This is a genomic window from Dialister sp. (genome assembly GCF_036343215.1).
Taxonomy (GTDB): domain Bacteria; phylum Bacillota; class Negativicutes; order Veillonellales; family Dialisteraceae; genus Dialister.
Genome location: NZ_JAZASU010000179.1, coordinates 1 through 1,812, shown reverse-complemented (window position 1 = coordinate 1,812; position 1,812 = coordinate 1). Strand labels below are relative to the sequence as shown.

The following is a 1,812-nucleotide window of genomic DNA, read 5'->3' as shown; positions in this document are numbered from 1 at the left end:
AGCCCTATGGCTTGAAGCCCTTCTCTAGCAGACATCATTTTGCTCAGGTTCAGTCAAGGCCCTGCCAGGGCATTTTGGTCGAAAAAATTTTATTATATTTCATTCTCCTACTTGACGAAGGCACACCACATTTGATGCGGGCCTCCTCCACTGAGAACTGTGAACTGAGAACTGATTACTTTATAAAATTCAGTCATTCAACATGTTGTGTAATTATTGTACAGCCCCGTACCTTCACTTATCACTTACCGCTTTTTACGAAAATGGACCGGTAAGTTGAATCTCATCATAAGGAGGAAATCTATGAAACGAATCGCAGTTTTGACTTCCGGCGGAGATGCGCCGGGAATGAATGCGGCCATCCGGAGCGTCGTGCGGACAGCTCTGGCCAGCCATCTTGAAATTTACGGAATTTACCGCGGCTATTCGGGACTCATCGAAGATGATATGGTGCCCATGAATTCTTCCTCCGTTTCCGGAATCATTCTCCGGGGCGGCACCATCCTGAAAACGGCGCGGTGCAAGGAATTTTTCGAAGAATTTTACCAGAAAAAAGGGGCCGATATCCTTCGGAAACGGGGAATCGACGGACTCATCGTCATCGGAGGAGATGGTTCCATCCAGGGCGCTGAAAAACTGACCAATCTGGGAATTCCTACGGTTACCATGCCCGGAACCATCGATAATGATATGCATGGAACCGATGAAACCATCGGCCATGATACCGCAGTCAATGCCGTAGTTTCCGCAGTGAGCCGGATCCGGGATACCGCTTCCGCCCATAACCGGGCAGCCATTGTGGAAGTGATGGGACGATTTGCAGGAAATATCGCCCTCGATGCAGGCCTGGCCTGCGGAGCCGAATATATCCTGGTCCCCGAAGTTCCCTTCAGCCGTGAAAAACTGGCCCGGTCCCTCAAACTCCAGATGGAAGCGGGAAGGACGAATTCCATCATCATCTGCGCCGAAGGAGCCGATGACGGCAGGGCTCTGGGAGACTGGCTCAAAGAAAGAACGGATATCGATATCTGCACCACCATTCTGGGCTTTATCCAGCGGGGCGGCCAGCCCACAGCCCGGGATGGACAGCTCGCCTCCATTCTGGGAGCCGCTTCCGTCCGGGCACTTCTGGATGGAGAAACAGGAGCCCTGGTGGGGACGAAACAGGGAAAAGTCATCATCCTTCCCTACGCGGAAGCAAAGAAAATCAAAGAACCCTTCCGCGAACAGCTTTATAACCTGGCCGTCATGCTCGGAGCCGCCCAGAATGACGGGGACGTACGGGAAACGGGACTCTGAAATAAAAAAGGGCGTACAAAAACAGGCACGCTTTCTCTAAAAACATTCCGAAATATAGTTCTCAGTCATTCCATTCGGACGAGTAAACCGGATTCCAAGATATTTGAAATCCGGCTGCCGGTAAAATTGGTATCCCTGAGAACTGCGAACTGATCACCAAACAAAAAAAGCCGCCTGCCACAAATATGACAGACGGCTTTGATATAAAAGTGATCAGTTCTCAGTCATTCCATCCATTTGGATACACTGGTTTTCCGTGGATTTGAAAATGAAGCAATCATCCGGGAATCCTGCTACCCGTAAGATTGGGAGACTGAAAACTGCGAACTGAGAACTAACGCAAAAAAGCCGCCTGCCACGAATTGTGACAGACGGCTTTTGAGCACGAAAACAAGTCCTCCTGTAAATGAAGGACTGGAGGATAGAGCCGGGTTCCCAGAATTCCGGGACATACTGATCAATCGGCAGCAGAAATCGTAATGGGCGTATGCTTCTCGTGAGACATAGTAAGGT

Annotated in this window: 1 protein-coding gene; it reads left to right on the top strand. The window is 50.1% G+C overall.

The genetic code is table 11. From position 1 onward, the window contains the following. Window positions 1-303 precede the first annotated feature (303 nt). A complete protein-coding gene (locus VZT47_RS10190; protein ID WP_330224850.1) occupies window positions 304-1,299 on the top strand; it encodes an ATP-dependent 6-phosphofructokinase in 996 nt (331 codons plus the stop codon). Window positions 1,300-1,812: the final 513 nt, after the last annotated feature.

What these genes read in the sequence shown, in the direction of transcription:
- VZT47_RS10190 (WP_330224850.1), top strand. Translation starts at nt 304, where the DNA reads ATGAAACGAATCGCAGTTTTGACTTCCGGCGGAGATGCGCCGGGAATG.